The organism is Pseudarthrobacter sp. NIBRBAC000502770 (genome assembly GCF_006517815.1).
In the GTDB taxonomy this organism is placed as follows: Bacteria; Actinomycetota; Actinomycetes; order Actinomycetales; family Micrococcaceae; genus Arthrobacter; species Arthrobacter niigatensis.
The window spans coordinates 3,431,553-3,457,289 of sequence record NZ_CP041198.1 but is presented as its reverse complement, the minus strand read 5'-3'; the positions used below and the strand labels follow the sequence as shown (position 1 = coordinate 3,457,289).

The following is a 25,737-nucleotide window of genomic DNA, read 5'->3' as shown; positions in this document are numbered from 1 at the left end:
GCTCTGTTATGCCATCCCGGGAGACCATTCCGGCGGCTTTCATTCGCAACATTAGCCCCACGAGGCCACAGCAACAACGGGAAAATGCGGGTGTGGATAACCGATACGGTAATTTGGGAGCCGTGCTGATCTCTGACCGCGACATTCGTGCCGAAATTGATTCCCAGCGGATTGTGCTGGAACCTTACGACCCCGCGATGGTCCAGCCGTCGTCCGTGGATGTCCGGATCGACAAGTTCTTCCGGTTGTTCGACAACCACAAGTACGCGCACATCGATCCCGCGCAGGAGCAGCCCGAGCTGACCCGGCTGGTGGAAGTGGAGCAGGACGAGGCGTTCATCCTGCACCCCGGGGAGTTTGTCCTGGGCTCCACGTATGAGACGGTCACCCTGCCCGACGACATCGCGGCCCGCCTGGAAGGAAAGTCGTCCCTGGGCCGGCTGGGCCTGCTGACGCACTCAACCGCGGGCTTCATCGATCCCGGTTTTTCCGGCCACGTCACCCTTGAGCTGTCCAACATGGCAACGCTGCCCATCAAGCTGTGGCCGGGCATGAAGATCGGCCAGCTCTGCTTCTTCAGGCTAAGCTCTGCCGCGGAATACCCGTACGGTCAAGGCGAATACGGCAACCGCTACCAGGGCCAGCGCGGTCCTACCGCCAGCCGCAGCCACCTGAACTTCCACCGCACCAGCATCTAGGAGCGACGCCGGCCACATCAGGTCTGCGGAGCTACCGCGGGCCTTCGGACGAACGGCCTGGCCAGCGGTTCGACGTAGCGTGCGGCCAGTGGGCCCACCACCGCCATCAGCAGCACATAGGCGGTGGCCAGCGCCGCGAGCTCATGCGGGACTGCCCCTGACGCAACCGCCAAGCCTGCAATCACAATGGAGAATTCGCCGCGGGCAACGAGAGCGGCGCCGGCACGGAAGCGTCCGGGCCGGGCGATCCCTGCCCGTTTTGCCGCCCAGATCCCGGTCAGCATCTTGGTTGCCGCAGTAGCCACGGCCAGGACCAGGGCCCATCCCAGGACCGGCGGGATGGATGAAGGGTCCGTGTTGAGCCCGAACGCCACAAAGAAGATGGCCGCAAACAGGTCCCGCAGCGGCTCGAGGATCCGGGTGGCATTGTGGGCAGTGGACCCCGAGATGGCGATGCCCAGCATGAAGGCTCCCACTGCTGCCGAAACCTGCATGGCGGACGCCGCGCCCGCCACCAGCAGGGCGGCGCCGAGGACGTTGAGCAGGAAGACCTCGGAGTTCTCGCTGTGCACCGCTTTGGAGACGTGGTGCCCGTGCCGCAGTGCCACCATGAGCACCACACTGACCACTGCCAGAGCGATCCCCACGGTGGTGAGCCCGCCCAGGAAACCCACACCCGCGAGCGTCGCCGTGAGGATGGGCAGGTAGACGGCCATGGCCAGGTCCTCGAAGACCAGGATGGACAGCACGACCGGGGTTTCCCGGTTGCCCAGCCGGCCCAGGTCAGTGATCACCTTGGCGGCGATGCCGGACGAGGAAATGTACGTCACCCCGCCCATGACCATGGCCCCCACACCGCCCCATCCCAGCAGCAGGGCAAGGCCGGCACCGGGCAGGAAGTTCAGGACGAGGTCCAGCACGCCCGCCTGCCAGGAGCGGCGAAGGCCGGTGAAGAGCTCAGCCGCTGTATATTCCAAACCGAGCATAAGCAGCAGGAGGATGACGCCGATCTCGCCCGACAGATGTGCGAACTCGTGCATACCTTCAAGTTTGACGATGCCGCCGGCGCCAAAAGCCAGCCCGCCCAGCAGGTAGAACGGGATGGGGGACATGCCGATCCGTCCGGCCAACCTGGCCAGGAGGCCGAGGAAGAACACAACGGCCCCCAGTTCAATGAGGGTCTGGGCCAACGGGTCCATGGAATCTAGCCGCGGCGAAGGATATCGGCCGCTGAGTCCAGGCCTTCCTGGGTGCCGACTGCCACCAGCAGGTCACCGGCGTGGAGGACGACGTCGGGTCCCGGCGAAGGCAGCACCTCACCTTCCCGCATGATGGCCACGATCGAAACGCCGCACCGCGTGCGGATGGACGCCTTGCCCATGGGCTGGTTCTGGAAAGGGGAGTCCGCAGCAATGGAGAACTGCCGGGTGACGATGCCAGGGACGTCCTTGTGCTCTTCCGCGAGCTTCATGGCCAGGTGCATACCGCCCAGGAGGTTGCCCAGGGTGGCGGCTTCATCGCTGGTGAGCGGAATCGAGGCCTGGCAGGTATCGGGGTCGTCCCAGGTGGAAACGATGAGTTCCGTCTGGCCTTCCCGGAGCTCCACGACGCCGATGCGGCGTCCGGAGGCGGTCATGAAATCCTTCCGGCGGCCCAGGCCGGGAAGGTTCGTTTCGTCCACGTTCATGACTCCAGCCTAGTCGGCCTGGCAACACCGGGCGGCGGGCTGCACCAGCATCGGAACGAGTTTTCAGCTGGCCGGCACCACGGCGATGGGGGCCCTTTCCGGTGCCTTCACCGGCAGCAGCACAAGGAGCCCTGCGAGGAGGACCACCATAATGCCCAGGATGCCCCACCGCTGTGCCTGCCCGGCGGGCACCAGCGGAGTTGCCACCGTGATGCAGAGCGTGAACAGGGCAGGCGCCAGGAAGCTGACGGCCCGGCCCGTGGTGGCGTACAGGCCGAAGAGCTCACCGGACTCACCGTGTGGCGCGAGCCGGGCCAGGTAGGCGCGGGACGAGGATTGGGCGGGACCCACAAACAGGCAGAGGAACAGTCCGAAGACCCAGAACGTCGTGCTGCCGGCCCATTCCATGCCGAAGAGGGAATAGTTGCCGTTACCCAGGGCCAGAATGGCGGTCCCGGCAATCAAAAGGCCCACCAGGGAACCGGTGATAACAGCCTTGGGGCCTACCTTGTCGTCCAGGAACCCGCCGATGACGGCGCCGACGGCGGCCACGACGTTCCCGAAGATGGCGAAGAAGATGACCTGGGACAGGGCAAACCCGAATGTGCCGGCCGCGATGATGCCGCCGAATGTGAAGACTGCTGCGAGGCCGTCCCGGAACACGGCGCTGGCCAGGAGGAAGTAGATGGTGTGCGGGCTGGTGGCGTAGATCGCCTTGATCCGCCGGAACAGCAGCCGGTAGCTGGCGGCCAATCCCAGCCGCGCGGCTTGGCCGGAGCGCGGCACTTCGGGAACGGCGAACAGGACGGGGAGGGCGAAGACCAAGAACCACAGGGCTGAGAAAACGGCCACCAGCCTGATGTTCAGGCTGTCCTGCGTGGAGGCGCCGAACCATTCGAAGGCAGGCTGGACGAAGAGCTGCAGGACGATCAGGAGCGCGACGATGCCGCCCAGGTAGCCGGCGCCCCAGCCGAAACCGCTGACCTTTCCGATGTTCCGCGGCGTGGACACCTGCGCGAGCATGGCGTTGTAGTTGACGCCGGCGAATTCGAAGAAGACGTTGCCCAGTGCGATCAGCGAGACGCCGAGGAGCAGGAATTCCGGGTGCGGGAACACGAAGAAGCACAGTGCGGTCAGGATGGCGACGGCGGCCGAGTTGACTCCCAGCCACAGCTTGCGCCGGCCCCCCGCATCCGAACGCTGGCCGGTGACAGGTGCCAGCAGCGCGATGGCGAACCCGGCAACCGCCAACGCGCCGCCGAGTACCGCCGAGGCACTGTCCTCGCCGCCGAAGGCGTTGGACGTCAGGTAGACCGTGAAGACAAACGTCGTCATGACGGCGTTGAAAGCAGCGGAGCCCCAGTCCCAGGAAGCCCAGGCCAGGACCTGCCCTTTGGAGGAACCGGTTCCGGCAACAAGATCCGAGGCGGGCTGCATCGCCCCGGGAGCGCTGGCGCTGTTCATACGATGCATCGTATCCGCCCGTGGCGAACACTCGGGGACCACGGGCCCTTGATGCCGGGGATTCGGGCAGGGGCGGTGGGTTAAACCGGGGAAGACGCCGGACCGGCCTTGATAAACTGGGTCCTCCCGGACCTTACTTTTTGCCGCCTGCTCCAACTTTTGACAATCGAATTCCTGACGTTGCGGAGAATACAGTGATCACAGTCCTTACCGTGCAGTTTTCGGTGGCTGTCCTCGCGCCCTTCCTCTTCCGGCTCTGGGGCCGCAACGCTTTCTATGCACTGGCGGCCGTCCCGGCGGTTTCCTTCGGCTGGCTGATGTTCCAGCACAACCCCATTTACTCAGGCCCGGGCGCCATCACCGAGTCCTTCGAGTGGATCCCCGGCCTCCATCTGGAACTTGCCTTCCGGATGGACGCGCTGGCGTGGGTCATGTCCCTCCTGGTGCTCGGCGTCGGCTCCCTGGTGCTGGTCTACTGTGCGCGGTACTTCAAGCGGACGGACCAGGACCTCGGCGGCTTCGGTGCCCAGCTGCTGGCGTTCGCAGGCGCCATGTTCGGCCTGGTCACAGCGGATGACCTCCTGCTGCTGTTCATTTTCTGGGAACTGACCACCATCCTGTCCTACCTGCTGATCGGCTTCGCGCGGACCAGGCTTGCCGCCCGGCGCTCCGCCCTCCAGGCGCTGATGGTCACCACCGCCGGCGGCCTGGCCATGCTGGTAGGCCTGATCATGCTGGGCACGGCCGCCGGCACCTACCGTATCTCCGGCATCCTGGAGCAGGCCCCCGCGCTGGCCGACGGGACGTCCGGGGCCATGGTGAGCGCCGCCGTCGTACTCATCCTGGTAGGTGCCATCACCAAGTCGGCGCTGGTCCCGTTCCACTTCTGGCTGCCTGGCGCCATGGCCGCGCCCACCCCGGTCAGCGCCTACCTGCACGCTGCGGCGATGGTCAAGGCAGGCATCTACCTGGTGGCACGGCTTGCCCCGGGCTTCGCGGAGACTGCCTACTGGCAGCCCGTGGTCATGGGGCTGGGGCTGGCCACCATGCTGGTGGGCGGCTACCGGGCCCTGCGCCAGTCCGACATCAAGCTGATCCTGGCCTACGGCACCGTCAGCCAACTGGGCTTCCTCACTATGGTGGTAGGCCTGGGAACGCCCGATGCCGCGCTGGCCGGCCTGGCCATGCTGCTGGCACACGGCCTGTTCAAAGCCACGCTGTTCCTGGTGGTGGGCATCATCGACCACCAGTCCGGGACCCGCGACGTCCGGAAACTGTCAGGCGTCTTCCGCTCCTCCCGCGCCCTCGGCATCGTTGCCGGCATCGGCGCCGCGTCCATGGCCGGTGTGCCATTGCTGGCAGGGTTCGTAGCCAAGGAATCGGTGCTGGAAGCCTTCGTCCACCACGCCACGGACCCGCATTCCGGTCCGTGGGGCATGGTGGTCCTGGTGGGGCTGGTGGTGGGCTCCATCCTGACCTTCGCCTACAGTGCCCGCTTCATGTGGGGTGCGTTCGCGGTCAAACCCGGGGTGGACCCCACACCGTTCAAGGCCATCAGGCCTTCCTTCCTGGCGGCGCCCGCCGTCCTCAGCCTCCTGACCATCGCCTACGGGCTCTGGCCGGTTCCGGTGGACGCCTGGATCCAGCCGTACGCCGCGCTGTTCGCATCCACAGCGTCCGACGCCGGCACGCCCGCAGCGCAGGCAGGCCACCTTGCGCTGTGGCACGGGTTCACCCCGGCGCTTGGGCTGACGGCCATCACCTTCGTGCTCGGCGCAGCCATGTACTTCGGCCGCACCGCGGTGGCCCGCGCCCAGTCCCTGGTCCCGGCCTGGGTGGACGGCGACCGCGCCTACCAGCTGACCATCGGAGCGCTGGACGACGCTGCCGTCTGGATCACCGGCCGGACCCAGCGCGGTTCCCTGTACTTCTACCTCGCAGTGATCCTGAGCGTGGCATTCGTCCTGCCACTGGTGGCCATACTCCTGGGCGGCAACGCACTCCCGCCGAACGTCTACCTGGTGGACCCGAATTCGCCACTGCAGCTGGTGGCCGGCGCGGGCATCGTCATCGGCGCCTTGGCGGCCGTCAAGGCCAACAAGCGTTTCCTTGCGGTGCTGATGGTCTCCGTAACCGGCTACGGCATCGCGCTGGTGTTCGCCCTGCAGGGTGCCCCGGACTTGGCCCTGACCCAGATGCTGGTGGAAACCATCATCCTGGTGGCCTTCGTCCTGGCCATGCGCAGGCTGCCTCCCGAACTGCGCGACCGCACCGGCGGAAAATACCGCGTACTTCGCGTCATCATCGGTGCCGGCTTCGGCGTCACCATGGTATTCGCGGCCATTTTCGCCATGGGTGCCAGGACGGCCATCCCGGTGTCACTGCAGTTCCCGCAGCTCGCCTACGAAGGTGGTGGCGGCCTGAACGTGGTCAACGTGACCCTGGTGGACATCCGCGCCTGGGACACGTTCGGCGAGATCAGCGTCCTGGCACTGGCCGCCACCGGCGTGGCAAGCCTGATCTTCGTGCGCGGCCGCGGCGACCGGCTCCAGGCATCCGCGAGCGTTGCGGCGGGCACGGTGGGCAGGCATCCCGGGGTGGACCCCGGCTCCCGCGACGCTGCAGCCCTGGCCATCAGCCGGAGGTTTGCGGCCTCCACCCGGGACGCCTGGATTGTGGCCGGCCGGACCCTGGCCCCGGAACGCCGCTCCATCATCTTCGAGGTGGTCACGCGGCTGATCTTCCACTCCATGATCATCTTTTCGCTCTACCTGCTGCTGGCGGGGCACAACCTGCCCGGCGGCGGATTCGCCGGTGGCCTTACTGCCGGCCTCGCCCTGACCATCCGCTACCTGGCAGGCGGCCGCTTCGAGCTTCGGGAGGCTGCGCCCTTGAGCCCGGGGGCGCTCCTGGGCATCGGCCTGGCACTCGCAGCCGCCTCGGGCATGGCGCCGCTGCTGCTGGGCGGGCAGGTGTTCCAGTCCGCCATCATCCAGGTCTGGCTGCCCGTGTTCGGGGACATCAAGTTCGTCACCTCCACCATCTTCGATATCGGCGTATACGTCGTGGTGGTGGGCCTGGTGCTTGACGTGCTGCGCAGCCTGGGGGCCGAGATCGATGAGCATTTGGAGGAACAGTCCGGGCCCGGCGCACAGGAGCCGGAACGGTCCCAGGAAGCTGGCCAGGAGCCTGGCGTTGCCAGGGACGGGCAGGGCGCCGGGGAGCTGGAACAGGAACCGGACGGGATTCCTGCCGAGACCACCGCAAGGGGACACGCATGAGCGTCAACCTGACCCTGCTGATTGTCATGGGAGCCCTGTACGCCTGCGGCATCTACCTGATCCTGGAACGCAGCCTCACGAGGGTGCTGCTGGGGCTGATGCTGCTGGCCAACGCCACCAACCTGCTGATCCTTGCCACCGGGGGATACGCGGGACTGGCGCCGCTCTTCAGCAAGGACACGCCCGCCCGGGACTACAACGATCCGCTGCCGCAGGCACTGATCCTGACATCGATCGTGATTTCCTTCGCGGTCACCGCCTTCATGCTGGGCATTATCTACCGCACCTGGGTGCTGGCCCGCCAGGACGACATCCAGGACGACGCCGAGGACCTCCGGGTGGCCGTGACCCCCAGCTTTGATGCCGAGGATGACGCCGAAGTCCCCGCGGAAACATCAGAGTTCCCGCTCACCATGCTCGGTTCCGACGGCAAGGATGTTTCGGACCGCGGTGCCTCCGGCGGGGACACGGACCGGGACACGGACCGGGTGGCCACGCTGGTGGCAGGCGGCCGGGAAATGCCCGCCGAACATGCTGCCGCGGAGGAAAAGCCCGGCTCCCTCAACGTTGACCACAGCCCGGAAGGAGGCGGAAAGTGAACATCGCAAGCTTTGCCCCGCTCGCCGTCGTACTTCCCATCCTGGGCGCCGCCCTGACCTTCCTGCTGATCCGGCACTCCCGGGCCCAGCGGGCGGTGAGCATTGGCCTGCTGTCACTGACGCTGGCACTTGAATGCCTCCTGCTGGCGTCCGCATGGAACGGCGGCACCGCCGCGGTGACCATCGGTGGCTGGATCCCGCCGTTTGGCATCGTCATGGTGGTGGACCAGTTCTCCTCCCTGATGCTGGTGGTGTCCTCAGCCGTCAGCCTTGCGGTGCTCGTATACGCCACAGGCCAGGGCATGGCCGACGGCGACCGCGACGCGCCGGTGTCCATCTTCCACCCCACCTACCTGATCCTGGTGGCCGGGGTGTCCAACGCGTTCCTGTCCGGGGACCTCTTCAACCTCTATGTCGGCTTCGAGATCCTGCTGACTGCAAGCTACGTGCTGATGACCCTGGGCGGCACCGGGCCGCGGATCCGCGCCGGCGTCACCTATGTGGTGGTGTCCGTCGTGTCCTCGGTGCTGTTCCTGATTGCCATCGCCATGGTCTACGGGGCCACCGGGACCGTGAACATGGCGGACCTTGCCATCAAGCTGGGCGAACTGGACCAGGGCACCAAAACCCTGCTGCACGTGATGCTCCTGGTGGCCTTCGGCATCAAGGCCGCCGTCTTCCCCTTGTCCTTCTGGCTTCCCGACTCCTACCCGACCGCTCCGGCACCGGTCACGGCCGTGTTCGCGGGCCTGCTGACCAAGGTGGGTGTCTACGCGATGGTCCGCACCGAGACACTGCTGTTCCCCGGCGATACGTTGAACACGCCGCTGATGGTGGTGGCGCTGCTGACCATGCTTGTGGGCATCCTCGGTGCCCTGGCCCAAAGCGACATCAAGCGCCTCCTCTCGTTCACCCTGGTCAGCCACATCGGCTACATGGTGTTCGGGCTGGCCATGTCCTCGGCTGTTGGGCTGGCGGCGGCGGTCTTCTACGTGGCGCACCACATCACCATCCAGACCAGCCTCTTCCTGGTCACCGGCCTCATCGAACGGCGCGGCGGCAGCTCGTCCGTGGACCGGCTGGGCGGACTCGCCAAGCTCTCACCCATGCTGGCGCTGTTGTTCTTCATCCCCGGGATGAACCTGGCCGGCATCCCGCCGTTCTCCGGATTCCTCGGCAAGGTTGGCCTGCTGCAAGCCGGCGTGGAGCTGGGCACGCCGCTGGCCTACGCGCTGGTGATCGGCGGCGTGGTGACCAGCCTCCTGACGCTTCTGGCCATCGCCCGGGTGTGGAACCGTGCGTTCTGGCGGAAGCCGGAGGACGCCGAGCACCCCGACCCCGTGCTCCTTGCCACTCCCGCTGCGAGGGTCTCCGGGCCGGGAGCCAAGGTGAACAACACGGTGACCCTCCTGCCGCGCACCATGGTGGGCTCCACGGCCGGCCTGGTGGTGCTCGGTGTTGCCCTGACCGTCTTCGCCGGACCATTGTTCGCACTTTCGGACCGGGCAGCCCGGGACATGCTTGACCGGACGCCGTACATCCAGGCGGTGCTGGGCGAGGGCATCGCCGTTCCCGGCACCACCGCGGCGGGAGGAGGACGATGAGCCGTAAACGCATTTCGCTGCGCCAGGAACTTCCGCTCCTGGTCTGGCTGGTGATTGTGTGGGGCGCCTTGTGGCAGGATTTCAGCCCCGGCAACCTCCTCTTCGGGACCCTGCTGGCCGTGGGCGTGGCCCGGCTCTTCTACCTCCCGCCGGTGGAGCTCAGCGGCCGGTTCAATATTCTCCACGCCGTGCCGTTTGCGCTGGCGTTCGTGGGCAAGGTGGTGGTGGCCAGCGCACAGGTCCTGTATCTGGCAGCTGTCCGCGGCCCCAAGGTGACCAATGCCGTGGTCGCGGTGAAACTGCGCAGCCACCAGGACCTGATCGTCACTGCCACGGGACACGTGATTTCCCTGATCCCGGGTTCCCTGGTGGTGGACGTGGACCGTTCCACGTCCACGCTGTACCTGCACGCACTCAACATCACCTCCAAGAAGGACGTGGAAGGCCTGCGGAACGAGGTCCGCTCCATTGAAGCGGGCCTGATCCGCATCATGGGCACCGCGGATGAACTGGAAGAGGTCCGTATGGAGGCCGGCGCATGATGCCCGTTGTCCTGGCTGTCACAGCCGTCATTTTCTCGCTGGCGGCCGCCGGTGCCATCATCCGGATCGCCCGTGGCCCGTCGCTGCTGGACCGGGTGCTGGCTGCCGACGTGCTGCTCGCAATCCTTGCCGGGGCGCTGTGCATCGATATGGCGGTGAACCGGCACCTGAACAACCTGATGCTGGTGGTGGCCATCTCCATCATCGGGTTCATCGGTTCCGTGACCGTAGCCCGGTTCGTGGCAGACAGGAGGGTCAAGCCCAATGAATCCTGACTTCTCCGGGCCCGACGCCTGGATCGACCTCGCCTCCGCCGTGTTCATGGTGGTGGGTGCCCTCATGTCCCTGGGCGCCGCGATAGGCCTGCTGCGGTTCCCGGACCTCCTGAGCCGCATGCACGCCGCCACGAAGCCGCAGGTGCTGGGGCTCTTCCTGCTGCTGGCGGCCATCGGGCTGCAGCTGCGGACGTGGTGGGTGTGGCCGGTCCTGGTGGTGGCGTGGATCTTCCAACTCCTCACGGTGCCCGTGTCCGCCCACATGGTGGGCCGTGCCGGCTACCGCACCAAGCACCTGCACCGGGAACTGCTCACCACCGATGAACTCGAAGCCGTGGTGCAAAAAGCCGCCGCCGAGACTGCCCGGAAGGACAGCCCCGACGACGGCCGGTAACGCTGGGGCAGGACGCTAGACGATGTCCTGGGTCTTCGCGAAGCGGGTGATGGCGCGCTGGGTGCCGCGGTTGGCCAGGACCTGGATGATGGCACTGACCGACGCCGAGATCAGCGCAAAGGTCAGTGCCGAACGCAGGCTGGTGGGTACGTCCTCGTGTTTGCCGGTGGGCGGCTTCTGTCCGGTGGTCTTTTCCCATATGGCATTGACCAGTTTGGTACCGGCGAGGCCTGCGCCGAGGCTCACGCCTGTCCCGAGCAGTTTGATGAGAAGGTTCATTCCAGGTACTCCTTGCGGGCGGAAAACGGACTGCTCCCAGCCTAGCCTTCCATCCGGCAGGAATTGGGATCGAACCGGCTCACGCCCGGGGCGTTGGCTGCCGCCGGGGTGTTCCGCTGGATTGGCGTGGGATGAGGGTAGGCATTGACCGGCGGATGTGGGGCTCCGTGCCTGGGTTGACGATGAGGTCGATGGCGGTGGCCGCGATCTGGTCCAGGGGTACGCGGACTGAGCTGAGGGGCGTGGGCAACCGTGCGGACAGTGGCGTGTCGTTATATCCGACCAAGGCCAGATCGTCGGGGATGCTGATACCGCGGCGGTGGGCCGCCGCCATCACACCCATGGCAATGTTGTCATTGGCGGCGAAGATCGCCGTAGGGCGGCTTTGCTGGGTTCCTGCCAGGAGGGTTTCGCCGGCCGTGTAGCCGTTTTCGATGCCGTAACCCGCAGCGATCAGCCAATCTTCCCGGGACTGGATGCCTGCTTCGTTCAAGGCTTTGCGGGCTCCTGCCAGGCGCGCCGTCCCCGTCGAGGTAAAGGCAGGGCCGGTGACAACGGCAATGTCGCGGTGGCCGAGGTCGATGAGGTGGCGCACGGCGAGATAGCCGCCAACCTCATCGTCGCCAAGCGCGGAGGGGCTGACGCCGTCGGTGCGGAGTACCAGGGCGTGCGCCACACGGCGTTCACGCAGCAGCCGGGGCAGTTCGTCATCGAGGCGCGCGGTGGCAAGGATAATGCCGTCGACGTTCCTGTCCAGGAGGGTCTCCGCGGCGCGGCGTTCATCGTCGGGGTCGTCCCCGCTGGTGGCGACCATCGCAAAGTATCCCCGGGACGAGGCGGCCTTTTCGAGCTCTTCAAACATCAGGGCCATGACCGTGTCGCTGAGCCTGGGAACCAGGACGCCCAGGGTCCTTGTCTCGCCGCGGCGCAGGCTGGAGGCGAAGGAATTCCTCCGGTACCCGAGTTCTTCGGCGATCTTCCGGACATGGGCTGCAGCCGCTGATCTGGACGTGGTGCGTTCATCCAGGGCGCGGCTGGCGGTGGAGATGCTCACGCCGCTGGCGGCCGCGACGTCCTTCAGGGTGACGATTGCGGCGGGGACGGCCCGTTCCATCGCGGTTCTCCTCTTCAGCAAGGGTGTAACAGCCACTCTAATTCCTCCTTCCTGCAAACGTTCTCTTGACAGTGACCTGCGACACGTGCAAACTTGAAAACGTTCCCGCAAACGATTTCATAATAGCGGGACTACCGACCATCAAAGAAGACAAGAAGGTAGCTGCAATGGCACTCGATCTCCGCGGACTCAGCCCCGCACCTGTCACCCCGTTCACCGAAGATGGCGCTGTCGACTTCGCTGCGATCCAGCGCCTGGGATCGTGGCTCGGATCGATCGAAGGTGTGAAGAGCCTCGTCGTCCTGGGACATGCCGGCGAAGGTACGTTCCTCACAGAAGAGGAGCAGCTGGACGTTATTCGCGCCTTCGTGGCGTCCACCGACGGCCGTGTACCGGTCGTGGCGGGTATTACGAAGGAGGGCAACAAGACCGCAGCACTCGAAGCCAGGAAGGCCGTCGAAGCCGGCGCGTCAGCTGGTCTTGTCTACCCCTCGCACGGGTGGCTGCGCTTCGGATACCAGAAGGGCGCACCGCAGTCGCGTTACAAGGAGATCTATGAAGAGTCCGGCCTGCCGCTGATCCTGTTCCAGTACCCCGACAACACCAAAGCGAGCTACGACCTCGAAACCCAGTTGGAGATCGCCGGCCAGGAGGGCGTCTTTGCCACGAAGAACGGTGTCCGGAACATGCGCCGCTGGTACACCGAAATCCCCGCGCTGCGCGCCGCGTACCCCGAATTGCAGGTGCTTTCCTGTCATGACGAGTACCTGCTGCCGACAATGTTCGATGTCGACGGGCTGCTCGTCGGCTACGGCAACATCGCCCCCGAACTGCTCGTCGAACTCATCGAAGCCGGCAAGGCGCAGGACTACCCGCGTGCCCATGCCATTCATGAGCGGCTGCTGCCGGTGACCAGGAACGTCTACCACCGCGGGTCCCACATGGAGGGCACCGTCGCCCTGAAGTGGGGCCTCGTTAACCGCGGCATCCTGGACCACGCCACAGTGCGCACTCCGCTCCTGCCACTGCCCGAGGGCGCAGATGCCGAGATTGCGGAAGCCTTCGCCGCCGCCAACATCGGCAAGGTCACCGTCAACGCCTGATCCACGGATCTTGAGGATGGCGGGAGCAACTCCCGCCATCCTCCCCTAGGCTTTAGCCATCTCCACTCTCGGTCAATGAGGACCCCAGCATCAGTGCTGGAGAAGGAGGACTCGCAATGCGCGAGCCGAACAACACCACAACCATGGCTGGCGGCCCCAGCGCCGCCAGGATCAACTCAGAGCTTGTAGCCCGACTCGAACGGCTCCCGCTCACCCGACGGCTGACCCTGATTCGCGTTGTCATCGGGTCGGCCACGTTCTTCGACGCGTACACCGTCCTGGCCATCGCCTTCGCGATGCCCCAATTGTCCTCCGAATGGCACCTCACCGCCGGGGAAATTGGAATGATCCTCTCCGCCGGCTACGTCGGCCAGATCTTCGGATCCCTCTTCTTTGGCCAACTCGCCGAAAGAATCGGCCGCCTTCCGGTCCTGCTCTTTACGATCCTGCTCTTCGTCTCCATGGACATCGCATGCCTTTTCGCGTGGGGCGCCACGTCCATGATCATCTTCCGATTTATCCAAGGCATCGGCACCGGCGGTGAAGTGCCGGTCGCCAGTGCCTATATCAACGAATTCGTGGGCGCCAAGAAGCGCGGCCGCTTCTTCCTCCTCTACGAGGTGATCTTCCCCGTCGGCCTGATGTTCGCAGGCATCGCCGGATACTTCCTGGTCCCGGTGGTGGGCTGGAAGGCCATGTTCATCGTTGGCATCGTCCCGGCCCTTCTCACCATCCCGATGCGTTGGCTGATGCCCGAATCACCGCGCTGGCTCGCCTCCCGGGGCCACGTCCACAAAGCCGAAACCGTCGTTGCCATGCTCGAAAAGGAAGCGGTCGCGGCAGGGCACACCCTTTCTGAGCCCGTGGTGCGTCCTGTTGACCCGAAAGCCACGGCCCGCACTGATTGGCGCGAACTGTTCTCCGGGATCTACAAGAAGCGCACCTTCATGATCTGGATGCTCTGGATCTGCGTCTACATGGTCAACAACGGCCTGGTCACCTGGCTGCCGACGCTCTACAAGCAAACATTCAACCTGCCCCTGCAAACCAGCCTCGCGTACGGCTGGGTCACCTCCGCCGCCGGCGTCGTGGCATCGGTCCTCTGCGCTCTCCTGATCGACCGCGTCGGCCGCAAACGCTGGTACACCGTCGCGTTCCTGACCGCGACCGTCCCGCTTGTCATCCTCACCGCGCTCGGCGCCGTATCCGCGACCCAGGTGGTGGTGTTCGCCAGCATCGCGTACGCCATCCTGCAGACCGTCTCCTTCTCGCTCTACCTCTACTCCGCCGAGCTCTACCCCACCCGGCTCCGCGCCATCGGCACTGGATTCGGCAGCGCCTGGCTCCGGGCAGGCTCCGCTATCGGACCCATCCTGGTCGGTTGGATCGTCGACAACTACGGCATCAGCCTCGTCTTCACGGTGTTCGCAGCCGTAGCCCTCGTCGGCGGCCTCGTCACCATCTTCTTCGCCATCGAAACCAAGGGCAGGGTCCTCGAAGAGCTCTCTCCCTGAGAACCTCCAAGCCGCCTGCCAGCGGCAGCGGCTCGAACCTTCCTGGGTCCGTGCCGCTGCCATTGGCAGTTAAGGCCGCTTTCCGGCCGGGGCGCGGCGCATCCGGGACCGGGGCCGGTCATATCCGGGTGATTGGCGCCGGCAGCCCGCAATCCAGCCCGGCCAGGTGTAAACTTGACCACGCCCAACCGGGCACAACAACAAGCGTTACCCACACCAAAAGCAACACTAAAAACGACAGGGGAGCGCCGCCGTCGGACAACCTGGCATTAGCCGGGCACCGCAGGTGGGCGCTGAGAGTGCGGACAGCCGCAGACCCTCGAACCTGATCCGGTTAGTACCGGCGCAAGGGAGTCGAGTTCTCAAAGTGTCGCGGTTCCACGGCCACAGGCCGCCGGCCGGGTCCACTTTCCCCTCCTGTTTCCCAGGAGGACCACATGAGTACTGCAGCAATCAAGAAGACCACCAGCAAGTCCTGGCGCGTCGTGGACATCGTCGTCGCCGCGCTGGTGGCCATCGCGGGCGGCGTTATTTTCTGGGCATGGGACCAGGGTGCCGCCGCCCTGTCCGCCCCCATGAACGCAGCCTACCCACCCCTGACCGGCCTGCTCGCCGGGGGCTGGATGATTCCCGGCGTGCTGGGAATGCTGATCATCCGCAAGCCCGGGGCCGCCCTGTTCTGCGAGACCGTCGCCGCCACCGGCGAACTGCTGATGGGTTCCCAGTACGGCGCCTCGGTCCTGTTCTCCGGTTTCATCCAGGGCCTGGGCGCGGAAATCATCTTCGCAATCTTCGTCTACCGCAAGTTCAACCTGCCCGTGTCCCTGCTGGCAGGCGCCGCGGCCGGATTCTTCTGCGGCCTGAACGATTCGTTTGCACCGTGGGGCTGGAACATCGCCTACTCCGGCGCCGACAAGCTGGCCTACATTGTCCTCACCACCATTTCCGGGGCCATCCTTGCGGGTGCCCTGGCCTGGGTTGCCACCCGCGGCCTGGCACGCACCGGGGTGCTGAGCTCCTTCGCGTCCCGCAAGGCCGCAACGGAGCCCGTCTTCTCCTGATGGCACCCTCCCAGGACTCCGGCGCGGTCCGCCCCGCCGCCGTCACCGCCCGTGGCTGGGGCTGGCGGCATGCCGGCAGGGCCAAACCCGCCGTCCACGGCCTTGACCTGGACATCGCCCCCGGGGAGCGGGTGCTCCTGCTCGGCCCCTCCGGCGCAGGGAAGTCCACGCTGCTGCACGCGCTGGCCGGCGTCCTGGGAGACATCGACGACGACGGCGAATCAGGCGACGCCGACGAGTCCGGTTCGCTCCGGGTGGACGGAGCCGCGCCCCGCGCCCAGCGCGGCCGCGCCGGCCTGATGCAGCAGGACCCCGAAACGCAGGTGGTCCTCTCCCGGGTGGGGGACGACGTCGCCTTCGGCGCCGAAAACCTCGCGGTGCCCCGCGCCGCGATCTGGCCCCGGGTGCACGCGGCGCTTGCCGACGTCGGACTCTCCCACCTCCCGCTGGACCACCCGACGTCGGCCCTGTCCGGCGGGCAAAAGCAGCGCCTGGCGCTGGCGGGCATCCTGGCGATGCGTCCCGGCCTGATCCTGCTGGACGAACCCACCGCCAACCTCGACCCGGACGGCGTCCTGGAGGTCCGCGACGCCGTGGCCCGCTGCCTGGACAAGACCGGGGCCACCCTTGTGGTGGTGGAGCACCGGGTTTCCGTCTGGAAGGACCTGGTGGACCGGATCATTGTCCTGCAGCCGGGCTCGGCCTCGGATCCCGCCGTGCTCCTGGACGGCCCGCCGGACCGTGTGCTCAGTGAGGCGAGGACCATGCTGGCCGCTGCCGGCGTGTGGGTGCCCGGGTATGTGCCCGCGACCCGTCCCCGCGCCGCCGTCCCGGCCGCGGGAACGGGGAACCTGTTGTTGGCCGCTGAGCAGCTTGCCGTGTCCCGCGGACGCGCCCGCCGGCAGGGCTTTCGGAAGATTTCGCCGGTGCCGGTCCAGGAGGACGTGGCTGCACAGGTCCGCGCCGGGCAGGCCCTGGCCATCACCGGTCCCAACGGTGCCGGCAAGTCAACCTTCGCCCTGACCCTGGCCGGTCTGCTGGAGCCCGTGGCGGGGAAGGTTTCAGCCACGCTGGACCTCAGCCGCGGCGCCGGCATCGACCCCTACAAGTGGAAGGCCCAGCAGCTGATCTCGCGGGTGGGCACGGTGTTCCAGGAGCCGGAACACCAGTTCGTCACCGGGAAGGTACTGGACGAACTGCAGTTCGGCCCGCGGCACCTGGGGCACGGCGCGGACAGGGTGGACGAACTGCTGGAGCGCCTGCGGCTCACCCAGCTGGTGGACGCCAACCCCTACACGCTCTCCGGCGGGGAAAAGCGGCGCCTCTCCGTGGCCACCGTCCTTGCCGCCAGCCCCCAGGTGCTGATCCTGGACGAGCCCACGTTCGGGCAGGATGCCAATACCTGGGCCGAACTCGCATCATTCCTGTCCGAGCTTCTGGATGCGGGTACGGCGGTGGTTTCCGTGACCCATGACGCGGAGTTCACCTCGGCCCTGGGCGGGACGGAACTGCGGATGGCTGCCGCGGAGGCGGTGGCACCATGAGGCAGGAACTCACCTTGAGCGGCAACCATGCACTCCTGGCCCGCGCCAACCCGCTCAGCAAGTTCGCGGCGGTCCTGCTCATCACGGCGGTCCTGGCCTTGTCCATCGACTGGGTGTCCGCCTCAGTGGCCCTCGCCTTCGAACTGATGCTGTTCCCCCTTGCCGGGCTCACCGTGTCCCTGCTGTGGCAGCGCGGATGGCCGCTGATCCTCGCCGCAGCCATCGGAGGCTGGAGTACCGCCATCCTGGCGCCGGACAGCGGCAGGATCCTGCTCGACGTCGGCATCTGGAGCATGAGCGAAGGTTCCCTCCAGTTGGGCATCGGCTTCCTCCTGCGCGGCTTTGCGATCGCCCTGCCCGCGGTGCTCCTGATGAGCTGCACCGACCCCACGGACCTGGCGGATGCACTGGCGCAAAAGGCCCGCCTGCCGCACCGGTTCGTCCTGGGCACCCTCGCCGCGATGCGCCTGGTGGGGCTCATGGCAGAGGAGTGGCAGACCATCGGGATGGCGCGCCGTGCCCGGGGCGTGGGCGCCCGCGGCAGCCTCGTCCAGCGGGTGAAGGCGACGCTGGGCCAGAGCTTCGGACTGCTGGTCCAGGCCATCAGGCGGGCGTCGAGGCTCGCCGTGACCATGGAAGCGCGTGGGTTCGGCGGGGGCCGGCGGACGTGGGCCAGGGAATCCACCTTCAGCCCGCTGGACTCCTGGGTGGTTGCCGGCGGTGTGCTGGTGGCCGGACTGGCCCTGGTGGCGGCCGTCTCTGCCGGCACGTGGAACATGGTCTGGCTGGGCAGCTGACTCCCGCTGGAAGCTCTGTACGCGTTCCTATCGCATCGGGTGGGTAGCCTGGGGGTGGTGGCCTTCACCTGCTCCTCGAAAGGGGAGGGATAACTCATTTATGATATATTCGCGGTATGACCCAGAGAACCGCTGAACACGTTGCCGCCATGCTGAGGGACGCCCGGGGCGAGAAAGGGTGGACCCAGGGCCAGCTGGCCGCCGAACTCGGCACCAGCCAAAGTGCCGTGGCGCGGATGGAACAGGGCAAGCAGAACCTGAGCCTGAAAATGATCCAGCGGCTGGAAAACATCTTTGACCGCAGCATCGTGAACGTGGCCAAGCCGCGGATGACGCACCTGCGGGTGGAGGGCGGCCGCACCCTGTCCGGCGCCGTTGACGTCAACAGCAGCAAGAACGCCGGCGTGGCACTGCTGTGCGCCAGCCTGATCAACCGCGGCACCACCGTGCTGCGCCGCCTGGCCCGGATCGAGGAAGTCAACCGCATCGTCGAGGTGCTGACCAGCATCGGCGTCGAGTGCACGTGGCTCAATGACACGGACCTCCGCCTGCGCCGCCCCGCCGTCCTGGACCTGGACGCCATGGACGTGGACGCGGCACGCCGCACCCGCAGCGTCATCATGCTGCTGGGCCCCCTGCTGGATGAGTCCCGGGAGTACCGGCTGCCCTACGCCGGCGGCTGCGACCTGGGCACCCGGACCGTGGAGCCCCACATGCAGGCACTGCGCGAGTTCGACCTGTCAGTGGAGGCCACGGCCGGGTTCTACACCGTGCAGGCCCCGCCCGCGGATAGCCGGGACCGCTCCTTCGTCCTCACCGAACGGGGGGACACCGTTACCGAGAATGCGATCATGGCGGCGGCCCACCGGCCCGGAACAACCGTGATCCGCAACGCCAGCCCCAACTACATGGTGCAGGACCTCTGCTTTTACCTGCAGATGCTCGGGGTGGCCATCGAGGGCGTGGGAACCACCACCCTGCGGATCACCGGCAGGCCCGTGATCGACGCCGAGATCGAGTATTTCCCGTCCGAGGACCCCATCGAGGCCATGAGCCTGATTACGGCCGGCATCGTCACCAACTCCGAGGTCACGGTCCGCCGGGTCCCCATCGAGTTCATGGAAATCGAACTGGCCACGCTGGGCCAGATGGGCCAGAAGCTCGAAATATCCGGCGAATACATGGCCCGCAACGGCCGCACCCGGCTGGTGGACGTCACCACCAAGCCCTCCGAGCTGCGTGCCCCCGAGGACAAGATCCACCCCATGCCGTTCCCCGGGCTGAACATCGACAACCTGCCCTTCTTCGCCGTCATTGCAGCGAACGCCCATGGCCAGACCATGATCCACGACTGGGTTTACGAGAACCGGGCCATCTACCTGACGGAGCTGAACCGGCTCGGCGCACAGGTGCAGCTGCTGGACCCGCACCGGATCTACGTCAACGGCCCCACGAAGTGGCGCGCCGCCGAGGTGGGCTGCCCGCCGGCGCTCCGCCCGGCCGCCTGCCTGCTGCTGGCCATGCTGGCCGCGCGGGGCGTGTCCGAGCTGCGGAACATCTATGTGATCGAGCGGGGCTACGAGGACCTGGCGGAGCGGCTGAACACCATCGGCGCCAAGGTGGAGTACTTCCAGGACTAGGCATTCATCCTTCGTCATGAAGGGAGGCGCCCCTGTGAATGCCCGGCGGGCGCGGCAGAATATTCGTATGCGTACATTCGGCGTCGAGGAAGAACTCCTGATTGTTGATCCGGAGTCCGGGGAGCCGCTTGCCCTGGCCGATGCCCTCCTCGCTGGCCGGCGCGTGGCAGCCGATGATGCGCCGGTGGAGCTGGAAAGCCGCCATGCCGGCAACCAGGCGGATTACGACGACGAGATGGGCTTGAGTGCCGAGCTCAAGCTTGAGCAGATCGAGACACAGACCCGGCCGTGCACCGACTACGGAAGCCTGCTGGAACAGATCCGGGCCGGCCGGGCGCTGGCGGACCAGGCTGCCCAAAAGCACGGGGCCCGGGTTGCGGCGCTCGCCACCTCTCCCGTGGCCTCGCCCAGCCACACCACGCCGGACCCGCGCTATGCCAGGATGCTGGAACGCTTTGGCCTCACCGCCCAGGAGCAGCTGACCTGCGGTTTCCACGTCCACACCTTCATTGAATCGCCGGAGGAAGGCGTGGCGGTCCTGGACCGGATCCGCGACAAGCTGGCGGTGCTCACGGCACTGAGCGCCAACTCGCCATTTTGGAATGGCGTCCCCACCGGTTTCGAAAGCTACCGGACCCAGGCCTGGAACCGCTGGCCCACTGCGGGCCCGGCAGGTATTTACGGGACGTATCCCGCGTACCGCCGCGTGGTGACCCGGCTGCTGGACAGCGGCGTCATGCTCGATGAGGGCATGCTGTATTTCGACGCCCGTCTCTCCCGGAACCATCCGACGGTGGAAGTGCGGGTGGCGGACGTGTGCCTCCGTGCCGGGGACGCAGCCCTCATCGCGGTGCTGGTACGGGCATTGGTGGAATCCGCGGGCCGGGAATGGCGCGAGGACGTGGATCCCGCGCCTGTACCCACAGTCCTGCTGCGGATGGCGTCCTGGCAGGCCAGCAGCGCCGGGCTGAGCGGCGAACTCCTGGACTTCGGCAACTTCAGGCCCGCACCGGCCGCGGACGTGGTCCGTTCCCTGGTGGACTACCTTGCCCCCGTCCTGGCCGAACAGGGGGAGCTGGCCCTGGCCAGGCAGGGGGTGGAGGACATCATTTCCCGCGGAACCGGGGCCGCTGAACAGCGCCGTGCCCGCGACAAGGCCCTGGCGGGGCAGCCGCCTGAGGACATGGGGTTCGGTGCCGTGGTGCGGCAGGCCGTCCACCTGACGATGCGCGACACGCTGGACCTGTCAGACATGGCGGACACGCCCGAGCTGCTGCGCGTGCGGCAGGCCTGACCTGCCGCTTGGGTTGCCGGTCCGCGGCATGCATATTCCTTTTCGACGCGCACACTCCTTTGCGCACGCCGCATTCCGTGCGCGCCAGGGAATCTGCGCGTCGAAAACGGGGAGGCGCGTCGAAAAGGCTAGATCTGCTTCAGCGCCTGCTCGAGGTCGCGGAGGAGGTCATCCGGGTCCTCGAGCCCCACCGAGAGCCGCACCACGCCGTCGCTGAGCCCAATGGCGGCCCGCCCCTCCGGGCCCATGGCGCGGTGGGTGGTGGTGGCCGGGTGCGTGATCAGGGACTTGGCATCACCGAGGTTGTTGGAAATATCGATGATCCGCAGCCCGTCCAGGAGGGCGAATGCCGCTTCCTTGCCGGAGCGCCCGCCGGTCGGGGCCAGTTCGAAGGTCAGGACCGTTCCGCCGGCACTCATCTGCTTGGCGGCCAGCCCGTACTGCGGGTGCGACTTCAGGAGCGGATACTTCACCCAGCCTACCGCCGGCTGTTCCTCGAGCCATTCAGCCAGCCGCAGCGCGGTGGCGGACGAGTGGTTGACGCGCAGGCCCATGGTTTCCAGGCCCTTGGTCAGGACCCAGGCGTTGAAGGCGGACAGTGCGGGGCCGGTATGGCGCATCAGCTGCTTGACGGGTCCGTCGATGAATTCCTTGGTGCCCAGGATGGCACCGCCCATCACCCTGCCCTGCCCATCGATGTGCTTGGTACCCGAGTAGACGATGACGTCGGCGCCGAGGTCCCCGCAGCGCTGCAGCAGGGGAGTGGCAAAGACGTTGTCAGCCACCACGGTGGCGCCGGCCGCATGCGCCAGCTCACTGACGGCGGCGATGTCGACGATTTCCTGCATGGGGTTGGACGGGGACTCGAAGAAGACGGCGGTGGTGGGCTTGGACAGGGCTTCGCGCCACTGGTCCAGGTCCGGACCGTCCACGAAGACCGTTTCCACACCCCAGCGCGGGAGGATCTCGTTCAGGATCACAAAGCACGAACCGAACAGCGAACGGGCAGCCACCACGCGGTCGCCGGCAGCCAGCAGGGCACCCAGCGCGGTGAACACGGCAGACATGCCCGACGCCGTCGCAAAGCAGGCTTCGGTGCCTTCCAGCAGCCTGAGCCGTTCCTGGAAGGTGGCAACGGACGGGTTGCCGTAGCGGGAGTAGACAAAGCGCTCGTCCTCGCCGGTGAACGCGCGTTCAGCTGCCGCAGCGGATTCGTAGACGAAGCCGGAGTTCAGGAAGATGGCCTCGGACGTTTCCTGGAAGTTGGAGCGGTCCAGGCCGCCGCGGACTGCCTGCGTATCGGGGTTCCAGCCGGGGGCGTCTGGGTTGAAGGTCACTTAGTTCTTTCCGAGGTTGGTGGGGAGGCCGCGGTTCTTCCAGCCGTTGACGGTGCGTTCGCCGTAGCGGTCCGGCTCGCCTTCGAAGCCCTCCAGCACGTTGTAGGCGGTAAAACCGGCCTGGGTGGCGGCAGTTGCAGCCGCGATGGACCGCTGGCCGGAGCGGCAGAGGAAGAGCAGTTCCGCCTGGGGATCCTCCGGCGCCTGCGCCTGGAGGTCCTTGACGAAGTCGGGATTGGGGATGCCGCCGGGGAAGGTCCACTGGATGAACAGGGGATCGTTGTCCGTGGCCTTGGTGTCCGGGATGCCGATGTGGGCCCATTCGCCCTCGGTGCGGACGTCCACCAGGATGGCGCCCTGCTCCAGCTTGGCCCATGCTTCCTGGGGCGTCAGGTCTCCGGCGTAGCTCATGCGTGGCCCTCGCCGTCGAAATCGCCTTCAAGGCCGGCGTCGAGCTGGTCCACCGCTGTGGCGACGGCGGCATCGGCTGAGGCGATGGCGGCCGGAAGGACGATTGCCTGCGCCACGATGACGCTGGTGCCGTTGAAAGTAGCTGCCGGGCTGCCGTGCAGCACGTAGCCGTCGGCGAGTGCGGCGGAGATCCGCTCGCAGAATTCACGGGTGTCCGCGCCGGTTATCAGGCGGTAGGACAGTCTTTCGTCAAGGGCGGGTGCGTCGGACACGACGGATCTCCTTCTCTCACGCTTGCAGCTCGAATCGGTCGATATGCCGAGTATTCACCTGAGGCACCCCGCCGCGAAAGGGAGGGTTGCCGACCGGCAAGTCAGGGCTTGGCGCCGGTACTCATTACTCCCCAAAAACGTAACACCTGCCGCGCCAAGCCGCATCGCCGACGTCGTCATGTTCCGTCATTGAGCTGCCCGCCATGCGGCACGTAGCCTGCTGCGGACCGATAAGGTTCATACCGGGGGCGCCGCCCCGTATCCAGAGCAATGAGTACCGGGGGTCCTTGTCAGCATGCGGGCACACGTATCGCACCACCGCGCCGCCATCCGGCGTAACCGTCCGCGTTCCGCCGCGTCCTTCCTGGCCGCGGTTCTCATCGCCCTCCTGGCAGTGGTGGCCCCGGCAGCCCCGGCGCAGGCGGCCGGCCCCGCGCCGGACAGGGGCAAACCCTGGCTGGGGGCGGTCCTCGAATGGGGTGAGGATACCGCCGCGGGCTTCAGCGACCGGCTGGGCGCAACCCCGGCGCTCTACGGCCATGACATCACCATGCCGTACCGCGAATCCGAGCGGAATGACATCGGGGGCTTCCTGCAGCAGACCGCAGCGAAGGGCGCCCACGCCATGCTCACGGTCAAGCCGTCCGTGCCGCTGGACCAGCTCGGCGCCGCGGAGGCGGAAGCGTTCGCAGCGCAGGTGCGCGACCTGACCGCGGGATTCAAGGGCCAACTGCTGGTCCGCTTTGCCCCCGACATGAACGCCAGCTGGGTGGCCTGGGGCCAGCAGCCGGCTGCGTACCGGCAGGCTTTCCAAGCGGTGTCGGCAGCCTTCAGGAAGGACGACGGCGGCCGGGCCACCATGGTGTGGGCGCCCTACCTGGGGAAGGACTACCCCTTCGACCGGAACAGGAATGCGCCACAGCCGGGAAGCGACGGGTTTTCCCTCCTGGATACAAATGGGGACGGAACCTGGAACGGGAGCGACAGCGCCTATGCCCCGTATTACCCGGGCGACGACGCGGTGGACTGGGTGGGGTTGGCCGCCTACCATGACGACACTGCCGGCGCGGCCGCCGTCAACTCCCTGCCGCACGCCGGCGAACTCGAAGACATGCTGACGGCCTCCGGCAACGAAAACTTCTACGGTACCTACGCCGAAGGACACAAAAAGCCCTTCCTGCTCCAGACCTCGGCCTTCTACAGCCCTGCATCCGGCGGGGCGCCCGAGGCGGACATCAAAACGCGCTGGTGGGACCAGGTGGTGGCAACTGCCACCTCTCCGCATTTCGCCGGAACGGCCGCCGTGGTGTGGGACGAACGGACCAGCACGCGGGACACCGGCGTAGCAAGCATCAGCTGGCTGCTCACGGGAAGCCCGGACATCGCCAAAACTGCCCTGGACCGGTTGAAGGCATCGCCCATGGTCACCGGGCCTGTCACGGATGTGGCGTCCGCAGGCACGTATGTCCGCGCCAACACACTTGCGGGCGCCGCCCCGTGGACCGTTGCTGCCGCCATGGTCATCCTCCTGGTGGCCCTGTGGCAGGTTCCGCGCCGGATCAACGCTGCCACGGCCTGGAGTTACCAGGATCCTTCTGCCAGGGATTCGCGGGTGGACCTGCTGCGCGGAATGGCCATTGTCTTCGTGGTGGTCAACCACCTGGGCATGGCCTCGCTGTTCCAGCTGCTCACCCAGGAGGCGGTGGGCTTCGTATCAGGCGCTGAGTTGTTTGTCCTGTTCTCCGGCCTGGTGGTGGGCATGGTGTACGGCCCCAAAGCGAAGGAGGATTTCGGCCGGGTGGTGGACCTGACGTCCCGCCGTGCCGGGAAGCTCTATGTCACTGCCCTGGCCGTGCTGGTCGGCGTCTTCCTGCTGTCGCTGCTCCCGTTCTTCCACACCGAGGCCCTGACCACGTTCGTGGACCAGGGAACCGGCGGCGCCGGGCACAGCGGCGCGGGCCGGACCTACGACCTGTACGCGGGCATGTCGTCGCTGTTCCAGTTCCCCGTGCCGCCGCAGGTGCTTCCGGCCATCGTGCTGCTGCAGTTCGGGCCCTGGCAGTTCAACGTCATGGGCCTTTACGTGGTGCTCCTGCTGGCCAGCCCCCTGATCCTGGCGGCACTCAACCGCGGCAAGGCCATCTGGGTGTTGCTGGCGTCCCTGGCCGTGTATGCGGTCGGGGCCGTAACCAGGGTCAGGCTCCTGCCATCGCAGTTCGAGGATTCGTTCCCCCTGTTGGTATGGCAGGTACTCTTTGTCGTCGGCCTGGTTGTCGGCTACCACCGCCGCAGCATAGTCGCCTGGCTGTCGGCGCACACCTGGGTGGTGGCAGCCTGCACCGCAGCGGCGTTCGCGCTGGCCTTCCTGTCCTGGGGCAACCCGTACCTGGCCAACAACTATGACGTCCGGCTGGCGCTCATGCCGGACGCCGCCTACCGGGCCATGTATGACGCGCTGTTCGGCCGGACCTACGTGGCGCCCGGCCGCCTGCTCAACGTCCTGGTCTTGGTGGTGGCCGCCTACGCCTTCCTTAGCGCCTACTGGAAACCAGTGCAGCGGGCCCTGGGTTGGTTCCTGATCCCGCTGGGCCGCGCCACGCTCTACGTATTCATCATGCACGTGGTGCTGATCGCCGTCGTGGCCAACATCCCGGCGCTGCAGCAGCAGAGCATCTTCCTCAACACCGTCGCCTACGCCGTGGTGCTGGGCCTTCTGTGGGTGATGGTCCGAGCCAGGTTCCTCTTCCGGATTATTCCCACCTAGGCGGCAGCGGGGACGTCCCGGGGCATGAAAAATGCTGTGGCACATATGTCAAGTGCCACAGCA

General features: G+C 66.7%; 23 protein-coding genes and 2 riboswitches. Of the genes, 15 read left to right on the top strand and 8 right to left on the bottom strand.

All coding sequences use genetic code 11. The features are described from left to right. Positions 1 to 122: 122 nt before the first annotated feature. Entirely contained in the window at positions 123 to 698 is a 576-nt protein-coding gene (gene dcd / locus NIBR502770_RS16540) for a dCTP deaminase (RefSeq protein WP_141161442.1), read from the top strand. Between the two features lie 17 nt (positions 699 to 715). On the opposite strand, the gene NIBR502770_RS16535 is transcribed toward dcd, so the two are convergent. The 3 genes from NIBR502770_RS16535 to NIBR502770_RS16525 all read right to left on the bottom strand — a co-directional run bounded on the left by NIBR502770_RS16535 (position 716) and on the right by NIBR502770_RS16525 (position 3,849). Further along, the gene (locus NIBR502770_RS16535; protein WP_141182672.1) at positions 716 to 1,897 is read right to left on the bottom strand and encodes a cation:proton antiporter; all 1,182 of its coding nucleotides are present in this window, start codon (positions 1,895 to 1,897) and stop codon (positions 716 to 718) included. Between the two features lie 5 nt (positions 1,898 to 1,902). Next, entirely contained in the window at positions 1,903 to 2,385 is a 483-nt protein-coding gene (locus NIBR502770_RS16530; protein WP_141159065.1) for a cation:proton antiporter regulatory subunit, read from the bottom strand. A 63-nt stretch (positions 2,386 to 2,448) separates the two neighbouring features. After that, positions 2,449 to 3,849: an MFS transporter gene (locus NIBR502770_RS16525; RefSeq protein WP_141182671.1), complete on the bottom strand. Its 1,401-nt coding sequence runs from the start codon at positions 3,847 to 3,849 to the stop codon at positions 2,449 to 2,451. 194 nt (positions 3,850 to 4,043) lie between these two features. On the opposite strand from NIBR502770_RS16525, the gene NIBR502770_RS16520 reads away from it, so the two are divergent. Genes NIBR502770_RS16520 through mnhG form a run of 6 tightly spaced genes read left to right on the top strand, consistent with a single transcriptional unit; the run spans position 4,044 to position 10,544 of the window. Then, positions 4,044 to 7,130, top strand: a complete 3,087-nt coding sequence (locus NIBR502770_RS16520) for a Na+/H+ antiporter subunit A (RefSeq protein ID WP_141182670.1) — start codon at positions 4,044 to 4,046, stop codon at positions 7,128 to 7,130. Then, the gene (locus NIBR502770_RS16515) at positions 7,127 to 7,729 is read left to right on the top strand and encodes a Na(+)/H(+) antiporter subunit C (RefSeq protein ID WP_141182669.1); all 603 of its coding nucleotides are present in this window, start codon (positions 7,127 to 7,129) and stop codon (positions 7,727 to 7,729) included. The genes NIBR502770_RS16520 and NIBR502770_RS16515 overlap by 4 nt, the downstream gene beginning before the upstream one ends. Beyond that, positions 7,726 to 9,333: a Na+/H+ antiporter subunit D gene (locus tag NIBR502770_RS16510; RefSeq protein ID WP_141182668.1), complete on the top strand. Its 1,608-nt coding sequence runs from the start codon at positions 7,726 to 7,728 to the stop codon at positions 9,331 to 9,333. The genes NIBR502770_RS16515 and NIBR502770_RS16510 overlap by 4 nt, the downstream gene beginning before the upstream one ends. Further along, positions 9,330 to 9,875: a Na+/H+ antiporter subunit E gene (locus NIBR502770_RS16505; protein ID WP_141159070.1), complete on the top strand. Its 546-nt coding sequence runs from the start codon at positions 9,330 to 9,332 to the stop codon at positions 9,873 to 9,875. Before NIBR502770_RS16510 ends, NIBR502770_RS16505 begins: the two co-directional genes overlap by 4 nt. Next, positions 9,872 to 10,150 carry a monovalent cation/H+ antiporter complex subunit F gene (locus tag NIBR502770_RS16500; RefSeq protein ID WP_141159071.1) on the top strand — a complete coding sequence of 93 codons (279 nt, stop codon included), beginning with the start codon at positions 9,872 to 9,874 and terminating at the stop codon, positions 10,148 to 10,150. The genes NIBR502770_RS16505 and NIBR502770_RS16500 overlap by 4 nt, the downstream gene beginning before the upstream one ends. Beyond that, positions 10,140 to 10,544, top strand: a complete 405-nt coding sequence (gene mnhG, locus NIBR502770_RS16495; RefSeq protein ID WP_141182667.1) for a monovalent cation/H(+) antiporter subunit G — start codon at positions 10,140 to 10,142, stop codon at positions 10,542 to 10,544. The genes NIBR502770_RS16500 and mnhG overlap by 11 nt, the downstream gene beginning before the upstream one ends. A gap of 15 nt (positions 10,545 to 10,559) precedes the next feature. Here mnhG and NIBR502770_RS16490 read toward each other — a convergent pair whose 3' ends face one another. Together NIBR502770_RS16490 and NIBR502770_RS16485 are read right to left on the bottom strand one after the other, a co-directional pair. Next, positions 10,560 to 10,823 carry a DUF4235 domain-containing protein gene (locus NIBR502770_RS16490; protein ID WP_141159073.1) on the bottom strand — a complete coding sequence of 88 codons (264 nt, stop codon included), beginning with the start codon at positions 10,821 to 10,823 and terminating at the stop codon, positions 10,560 to 10,562. Between the two features lie 79 nt (positions 10,824 to 10,902). Further along, positions 10,903 to 11,937, bottom strand: a complete 1,035-nt coding sequence (locus NIBR502770_RS16485; RefSeq protein WP_141182666.1) for a LacI family DNA-binding transcriptional regulator — start codon at positions 11,935 to 11,937, stop codon at positions 10,903 to 10,905. 167 nt (positions 11,938 to 12,104) lie between these two features. On the opposite strand from NIBR502770_RS16485, the gene NIBR502770_RS16480 reads away from it, so the two are divergent. From NIBR502770_RS16480 to NIBR502770_RS16450, 7 genes are all read left to right on the top strand, one after another. Beyond that, positions 12,105 to 13,040 (top strand): dihydrodipicolinate synthase family protein, encoded by a 936-nt coding sequence (locus NIBR502770_RS16480; RefSeq protein WP_141182665.1) that lies wholly within the window; start codon positions 12,105 to 12,107, stop codon positions 13,038 to 13,040. A gap of 116 nt (positions 13,041 to 13,156) precedes the next feature. Further along, a complete protein-coding gene (locus tag NIBR502770_RS16475) occupies positions 13,157 to 14,554 on the top strand; it encodes an MFS transporter (RefSeq protein WP_141182664.1) in 1,398 nt (465 codons plus the stop codon). Between the two features lie 229 nt (positions 14,555 to 14,783). Then, positions 14,784 to 14,924, top strand: a riboswitch (TPP riboswitch). Positions 14,925 to 14,991: 67 nt separating this feature from the next. Next, positions 14,992 to 15,615 carry an ECF transporter S component gene (locus NIBR502770_RS16470; protein WP_141159074.1) on the top strand — a complete coding sequence of 208 codons (624 nt, stop codon included), beginning with the start codon at positions 14,992 to 14,994 and terminating at the stop codon, positions 15,613 to 15,615. Beyond that, positions 15,615 to 17,159: an ABC transporter ATP-binding protein gene (locus NIBR502770_RS16465; protein WP_141182663.1), complete on the top strand. Its 1,545-nt coding sequence runs from the start codon at positions 15,615 to 15,617 to the stop codon at positions 17,157 to 17,159. The genes NIBR502770_RS16470 and NIBR502770_RS16465 overlap by 1 nt, the downstream gene beginning before the upstream one ends. After that, positions 17,156 to 17,956, top strand: a complete 801-nt coding sequence (locus NIBR502770_RS16460) for an energy-coupling factor transporter transmembrane protein EcfT (RefSeq protein ID WP_141182662.1) — start codon at positions 17,156 to 17,158, stop codon at positions 17,954 to 17,956. The genes NIBR502770_RS16465 and NIBR502770_RS16460 overlap by 4 nt, the downstream gene beginning before the upstream one ends. 116 nt (positions 17,957 to 18,072) lie before the next feature. Further along, positions 18,073 to 19,596, top strand: coding sequence for a UDP-N-acetylglucosamine 1-carboxyvinyltransferase (locus NIBR502770_RS16455; RefSeq protein ID WP_141182661.1), 1,524 nt, complete (start codon positions 18,073 to 18,075; stop codon positions 19,594 to 19,596). A 67-nt stretch (positions 19,597 to 19,663) separates the two neighbouring features. Continuing rightward, positions 19,664 to 20,890, top strand: a complete 1,227-nt coding sequence (locus NIBR502770_RS16450) for a glutamate--cysteine ligase (RefSeq protein ID WP_141159078.1) — start codon at positions 19,664 to 19,666, stop codon at positions 20,888 to 20,890. 128 nt (positions 20,891 to 21,018) lie between these two features. Here the strand turns inward: NIBR502770_RS16450 and NIBR502770_RS16445 are convergent, their stop codons facing one another. From NIBR502770_RS16445 to NIBR502770_RS16435, 3 genes are read right to left on the bottom strand one after another with little or no spacing between them, the layout of a single operon-like run. After that, positions 21,019 to 22,227 carry an O-succinylhomoserine sulfhydrylase gene (locus NIBR502770_RS16445; RefSeq protein ID WP_141182660.1) on the bottom strand — a complete coding sequence of 403 codons (1,209 nt, stop codon included), beginning with the start codon at positions 22,225 to 22,227 and terminating at the stop codon, positions 21,019 to 21,021. Continuing rightward, positions 22,228 to 22,638, bottom strand: a complete 411-nt coding sequence (locus NIBR502770_RS16440) for a rhodanese-like domain-containing protein (RefSeq protein WP_141182659.1) — start codon at positions 22,636 to 22,638, stop codon at positions 22,228 to 22,230. Beyond that, complete coding sequence (locus tag NIBR502770_RS16435) at positions 22,635 to 22,910, bottom strand: DUF1737 domain-containing protein (protein WP_141159081.1); 276 nt, start codon at positions 22,908 to 22,910, stop codon at positions 22,635 to 22,637. Before NIBR502770_RS16435 ends, NIBR502770_RS16440 begins: the two co-directional genes overlap by 4 nt. 13 nt (positions 22,911 to 22,923) lie before the next feature. Then, positions 22,924 to 23,039, bottom strand: a riboswitch (SAM riboswitch). Between the two features lie 166 nt (positions 23,040 to 23,205). Between NIBR502770_RS16435 and opgC the strand changes: the two genes are divergently transcribed. Then, complete coding sequence (gene opgC / locus NIBR502770_RS16430) at positions 23,206 to 25,674, top strand: OpgC domain-containing protein (protein ID WP_141182658.1); 2,469 nt, start codon at positions 23,206 to 23,208, stop codon at positions 25,672 to 25,674. Positions 25,675 to 25,737: the final 63 nt, after the last annotated feature.

Bases quoted from the DNA above. Each gene is read 5' to 3' on its own strand.
- NIBR502770_RS16535 (WP_141182672.1), bottom strand. From the start codon at position 1,897: ATGGACCCGTTGGCCCAGACCCTCATTGAACTGGGGGCCGTTGTGTTC.
- NIBR502770_RS16530 (WP_141159065.1), bottom strand. From the start codon at position 2,385: ATGAACGTGGACGAAACGAACCTTCCCGGCCTGGGCCGCCGGAAGGAT.
- NIBR502770_RS16525 (WP_141182671.1), bottom strand. From the start codon at position 3,849: ATGAACAGCGCCAGCGCTCCCGGGGCGATGCAGCCCGCCTCGGATCTT.
- NIBR502770_RS16515 (WP_141182669.1), top strand. From the start codon at position 7,127: ATGAGCGTCAACCTGACCCTGCTGATTGTCATGGGAGCCCTGTACGCC.
- NIBR502770_RS16505 (WP_141159070.1), top strand. From the start codon at position 9,330: ATGAGCCGTAAACGCATTTCGCTGCGCCAGGAACTTCCGCTCCTGGTC.
- NIBR502770_RS16500 (WP_141159071.1), top strand. From the start codon at position 9,872: ATGATGCCCGTTGTCCTGGCTGTCACAGCCGTCATTTTCTCGCTGGCG.
- mnhG (WP_141182667.1), top strand. From the start codon at position 10,140: ATGAATCCTGACTTCTCCGGGCCCGACGCCTGGATCGACCTCGCCTCC.
- NIBR502770_RS16490 (WP_141159073.1), bottom strand. From the start codon at position 10,823: ATGAACCTTCTCATCAAACTGCTCGGGACAGGCGTGAGCCTCGGCGCA.
- NIBR502770_RS16485 (WP_141182666.1), bottom strand. From the start codon at position 11,937: ATGGAACGGGCCGTCCCCGCCGCAATCGTCACCCTGAAGGACGTCGCG.
- NIBR502770_RS16480 (WP_141182665.1), top strand. From the start codon at position 12,105: ATGGCACTCGATCTCCGCGGACTCAGCCCCGCACCTGTCACCCCGTTC.
- NIBR502770_RS16475 (WP_141182664.1), top strand. From the start codon at position 13,157: ATGCGCGAGCCGAACAACACCACAACCATGGCTGGCGGCCCCAGCGCC.
- NIBR502770_RS16470 (WP_141159074.1), top strand. From the start codon at position 14,992: ATGAGTACTGCAGCAATCAAGAAGACCACCAGCAAGTCCTGGCGCGTC.
- NIBR502770_RS16465 (WP_141182663.1), top strand. From the start codon at position 15,615: ATGGCACCCTCCCAGGACTCCGGCGCGGTCCGCCCCGCCGCCGTCACC.
- NIBR502770_RS16460 (WP_141182662.1), top strand. From the start codon at position 17,156: ATGAGGCAGGAACTCACCTTGAGCGGCAACCATGCACTCCTGGCCCGC.
- NIBR502770_RS16455 (WP_141182661.1), top strand. From the start codon at position 18,073: ATGACCCAGAGAACCGCTGAACACGTTGCCGCCATGCTGAGGGACGCC.
- NIBR502770_RS16450 (WP_141159078.1), top strand. From the start codon at position 19,664: ATGCGTACATTCGGCGTCGAGGAAGAACTCCTGATTGTTGATCCGGAG.
- NIBR502770_RS16440 (WP_141182659.1), bottom strand. From the start codon at position 22,638: ATGAGCTACGCCGGAGACCTGACGCCCCAGGAAGCATGGGCCAAGCTG.
- opgC (WP_141182658.1), top strand. From the start codon at position 23,206: ATGCGGGCACACGTATCGCACCACCGCGCCGCCATCCGGCGTAACCGT.